The sequence below is a fragment of the Methanobrevibacter sp. genome, from assembly GCF_045541095.1.
Classification (GTDB): domain Archaea; phylum Methanobacteriota; class Methanobacteria; order Methanobacteriales; family Methanobacteriaceae; genus Methanocatella.
This window is the reverse complement of record NZ_JAZQIJ010000023.1, coordinates 1-4,990: the sequence shown is the minus strand read 5'-3', so window position 1 is coordinate 4,990 and position 4,990 is coordinate 1. Positions and strand designations below refer to the sequence as shown.

4 protein-coding genes are annotated in these 4,990 nt (G+C 34.5%); 3 read left to right on the top strand and 1 reads right to left on the bottom strand.

Annotated features, from left to right (window positions below):
- The first annotated feature begins 90 nt into the window (after positions 1-90).
- From ACKI2P_RS01005 to ACKI2P_RS00995, 3 genes are all read left to right on the top strand, one after another.
- Positions 91-1,185, top strand: coding sequence for an inositol-3-phosphate synthase (locus ACKI2P_RS01005; protein ID WP_407374387.1), 1,095 nt, complete (start codon positions 91-93; stop codon positions 1,183-1,185).
- 148 nt (positions 1,186-1,333) lie between these two features.
- Positions 1,334-3,055: a sodium-extruding oxaloacetate decarboxylase subunit alpha gene (gene oadA / locus ACKI2P_RS01000; protein ID WP_407374386.1), complete on the top strand. Its 1,722-nt coding sequence runs from the start codon at positions 1,334-1,336 to the stop codon at positions 3,053-3,055.
- A gap of 104 nt (positions 3,056-3,159) precedes the next feature.
- The gene (locus ACKI2P_RS00995; protein WP_407374384.1) at positions 3,160-4,158 is read left to right on the top strand and encodes a tRNA-dihydrouridine synthase; all 999 of its coding nucleotides are present in this window, start codon (positions 3,160-3,162) and stop codon (positions 4,156-4,158) included.
- A 6-nt stretch (positions 4,159-4,164) separates the two neighbouring features.
- On the opposite strand, the gene ACKI2P_RS00990 is transcribed toward ACKI2P_RS00995, so the two are convergent.
- Positions 4,165-4,990 (bottom strand): AAA family ATPase (locus ACKI2P_RS00990; protein WP_407374382.1); only part of this gene is annotated, 826 nt, incomplete at its 5' end.

Genomic DNA, 4,990 nt, shown 5'->3' with positions numbered 1-4,990 from the left:
ATAATTTTATAAAGTATATTAGATAACATAATATTAGTATTTTATTTATTAAAATTATTATTTAATTAAAAAATTTTTCTGGTGTTAAATTTGAATAAAATTAAAATAGCTATTGTTGGAATAGGAAACTGTGCAAGTTCTCTTATTCAAGGAATTCATTATTATGATGGTAAAAACCCTGAAGATGCAATAGGTTTGATGCATTGGGAAATTGGGGGATATAAGCCTAGTGATATAGATGTTGTTGCGGCTTTCGATGTGGATGCGAGAAAAGTCGGCAAAACTATTGATGAAGCAATTTTCGCAAAACCAAACTGCACAACAGTTTTCCAAAAGGACATTCCAAAATATGACGTTAAAGTAAGCATGGGTCATGTATTGGATGGTGTTGCAGAACACATGTCAAATTATGATGATGAATACACATTTGTAGTAAGTGATGAAGAACCTGTTGATGTTGTAAGTGTTTTGAAAGAAAGCGGTGCTGAAATATTGGTCAACTACTTGCCTGTGGGCTCTGAAGAGGCTGCAAGGTATTATGCTCAATGTGCACTTGATGCAGGTGTTGCATATGTCAACTGTATGCCTGTATTCATTGTTAGTGATGATGAATGGGATGCTAAATTTAGAGAAAAAGGAATTCCTATCGTAGGTGATGATATTAAAGCTCAAATCGGAGCTACCATTACTCACAGAACATTAGCTAGTTTATTTATGGATCGTGGGGTTAAATTAGATAAAACTTATCAAATCAACACTGGTGGTAATACTGACTTTTTAAACATGCTCAACCGTGACAGATTGGACTCCAAAAAGGAATCCAAAACAGAAGCTGTTCAATCAGTATTGACTGAAAGAATGGATGATAGGGATATCCACATCGGTCCTAGTGATTATGTCCCATGGCAAAACGATAATAAGTTATGCTTCCTCAGAATGGAAGGCCGCACATTCGATGACGTTCCAATGAACATCGAATTAAGGTTAAGTGTTGAGGACTCTCCAAACTCAGCAGGATGTGTAATTGATGCAGTAAGATGCTGTAAAATTGGTTTAGAAAGAGGTATCGGTGGTCAATTAACTTCTATTTCTTCATACACCATGAAACACCCACCAATTCAATACACTGATGATGAAGCATATGAAAATGTTGAAAAATTCATTTCCGGTGATTTGGAAAGATAATTTTTCACTCATTTCGTTTTTTCTTTTTTATTACTATTTTTTTCAATTAAAGTATTTTATATTATTAATTTATATAATACTAAAAACATATATTATAGTTGGATATTTTAAGATTACTTATGATTAAATTTAAAAGAGGTGTAAAATAATGGCTAAAGTTAGATTTACAGAAACAGCGCTTCGTGATGCTCACCAATCTTTGCTTGCAACAAGGATGCGAACAAGAGACATGATTCCTATTGCTGAAGAGATGGATAACGTAGGATATTTCTCTGTTGAAGCATGGGGTGGTGCTACTTTTGATACTTGTATCAGATATTTAAATGAAGATCCATGGGAACGATTAAGACAATTAAAAGCTGAATTTAACAAAACACCAATCCAAATGCTGTTAAGGGGACAGAATTTGGTTGGATACAAACATTATCCTGATGATGTTGTTACAAAATTTGTAGAAAAATCCTATGAAAATGGTGTTGATATTTTCAGGATTTTTGATGCTTTAAACGACGTAAGAAATATGGAAAAAGCAATTAAAGTAGCAAAAGATCAAGGAGCACATGTTCAAGGTACTATTAGTTACACCATAAGTCCGGTTCATACTTTGGATAACTTTGTAGAAGTTGCTAAAGAATTGGAAGCACTTGATTGTGATTCAGTTGCAATTAAGGATATGGCTGGTTTAATAACTCCTACTGCAGCTTATGATTTGGTTTCAAGATTGAAAGAGGAAACTGATTTGCTTGTTGACTTGCACTGTCATTGTACAAGCGGTATGACTCCTATCAGTTACTACGCTGCATGTCAGGCTGGAGTGGACATTTTGGACACTGCTATTTCTCCTTTGGCTTGGGGAACAAGTCAGCCACCTACAGAAAGTATGGTTGCAGCGCTTCAGGGAACTCCTTACGACACCGGTCTTGACTTAAAATTATTGGCTCACATTAAAAAATACTTCAAAGATGTAAAAGAAATCTATGAAGGAATATTGGATCCGATTTCCGAAAGTGTGGATGCTGATGTACTGTTATATCAGATTCCTGGAGGAATGCTTTCAAACCTCATTTCCCAGCTTAAAGAACAGCAAGCTCTTGACAGGTATGAGGATGTATTGGATGAAATGCCTAGAGTAAGAAAAGACATGGGTTACCCTCCACTTGTAACTCCAACAAGTCAAATTGTCGGTATTCAATCCGTAATGAACGTATTGGGTGGAGAAAGATATAAAACCGTATCCAATGAAGTCAAAGAATACATGAAAGGAATGTACGGTAAATCCCCTGCTCCAGTTAATCCTGAAATTGCTAAAAAAATCATTGGGGATGAAGAGGTCATTACCTGCAGGCCGGCAGATTTGCTTGAACCTGAATTCGATAAATTCAAATCAGAAGGTGAAGCTGAAGGATTTGTAAAATCTGATGAAGATGCTTTAACTTATGCTTTATATCCTCCAATTGCACCTAAATTCCTCAAAGGTGAAGCTGAAGAGGAAGAGATTCCAACAGGTCCTGGCATCAATGAGCAGGAAGGAATTGGAATTCCAACAGAATACAGCGTTGAAGTCGACGGAGATGTATTTGACGTTAAAATAATGCCTACCGGATTTATAGAAATCGGTGAAGGTCCTGGTAAGGGTCCTATCGGCGATATTCCTGATGGAGTAATTTCATCTATGCAGGGTATGGTTATCAAGCTCAGCGTAAATGTTGGAGATAAAGTTGAAGAAGGCTCTACTATAGGTGTCATCGAAGCTATGAAGATGGAAAATGATATCCAGGCCGAATGGAGCGGTACTGTCACTGAAATCTTTGTAGAACCTGGTGATGCTGTAAGTATAGGCGACATATTAATGGTTATCAAAAAAGACTAATAACCATTATTATTTTTCTTTTTTTGGGTAAGTTCAAAGTTACTAATCCCTTTAAATACTTTTTTTATTATATTATACTTTAATATTGTTTGGCAGTGATTATTATGAAAGATATTTTTGATGAAGTTCAATTTGGAGATTTCAAGCTTAACAGCAGAATAGTAAGGACAGGTACATGGGAAACAGAAACTGAAGAGGGAGGATTTTTATCACCTGCAATATATGACAGGTATGAAAAGATTGCAAGCTCCGGAGCAGGTTTAATCATATCTGAAATGTTTGTTCTGGATCATAAAGACCGTTTCGCACCATATTCTTCAAGTCTAAACTATTTGGGTTTTGTAAAAGATTATAAAATGATTACTGATATATGTCACAATTACAATGTACCGGTTCTTGGCCAGTTGGCATTCTTTTACTATGATGACGGGGACAATCAAAAAGCCGAACCTAATGATTTGACCCTTGAAGGAATTAGAAAATTGCAGGCAGAAGTGATAATGGCCGCTAAAAAATTTTCATTTGCCGGGTTTGACGGTATCCAAATCGACATGGGAAATAATTTTTATCTGACCAGATTCATCAATCCTTATTTCAATCAGAGAAATGATGAATATGGAGGAAATACTGAAAACCGTGTAAGAATCGCATCAGAAATCATTAAAGTCATTAAAAACACTATGGACATGCACGTAAGTATACGTATCAACCCATGGGATGTAAGAAAAGATGGAATGACTGCTGAGGAAAGTCTCAAGGTTGCAAAGGAACTTGAAAAGGCAGGTGCAGACAGCATTCAATTGACAGCACGTACTATATCTTACCTTTATGACGGTTCTGAGAAAAATCCGTTTTTAATATATGTGGATAAGTTAATTGATGAGATTGACATTCCTGTAATTTTAGGAGGTTCCTTAAGAGATATGAAATCAATGAATGATGTTTTAAATCATACTGAAGTTGAGTTCATGTCAATGTCAAAGCCGTTTATAGCACAGGCTGACTTTTTGGCCGACTGGAAAGCAAAAGGTGACGGAGTTTCAATCTGTCAGAGCTGCAATAACTGTTACTCCAAAAAGACAAGTACTTGTTTTAAGTATTAGTTGAGGTTATAATGGATAAATTCCATAAACTTCTTTTTCATGTTTTAGCCATGTTTTTAGCATTTCGTCTTCAATGGAGTATTTTTTGTTAGTGTAGTTCAATATTCCTTTATATTTTAGGTTTGTTAAGTATTTGTTGAATGTCCCTCTAGATATGCTTGTTTTTTCAAGTAATTCACTCCAGGTTAATGAGTCTTCATCAACTAATTGTTTGACTATATTTTTTTCATTATCGTTTAAACTACTCCAAACTTTTATCCACATTATTAAAATTTGTTCCATATTTGTGAAAAATGTTTCTTTTACAATTTCAGAGGTATATAATTGATTACTGTCCATTATATTGTAGAAACTATTTATGTATAGTGGTATTCCTCGGGTACATTTGTAGAATCTTTCAAATCCGTCTTCTGTGAATTTTATTTCGCTCATTTTGTCTTTGAAATAAGATTTTGTCTCTTCTTTAGTGAATGGGTTGATTGTTATTTGTTGTAGTCTACCTCCAAATGGTCCACTTTCACCATTTATTTCATTTAAGATTTCAGAACTTCTTGATATTGATCCTGTGAATATATAAGAAACATTATGTTGTCTTTGACTGTAGCTTCGTATGAGCCAGAATATTTTCTCCAAATCTTTTATTTTTCGTAGCATTTGGAATTCATCTATGATTATCACAAATCCGCTTATTTCATCTATTTCATCAACTATTTTTTGTGGAAATTCCATTACAAATTGACTTAATTTCCTATAATTTGTTTCAGTTTTTGGGATTGGAATGTTAAGTATTTCTGTTATGTCGTGGAAATCATATTTTTTAAGTTTTAAATTA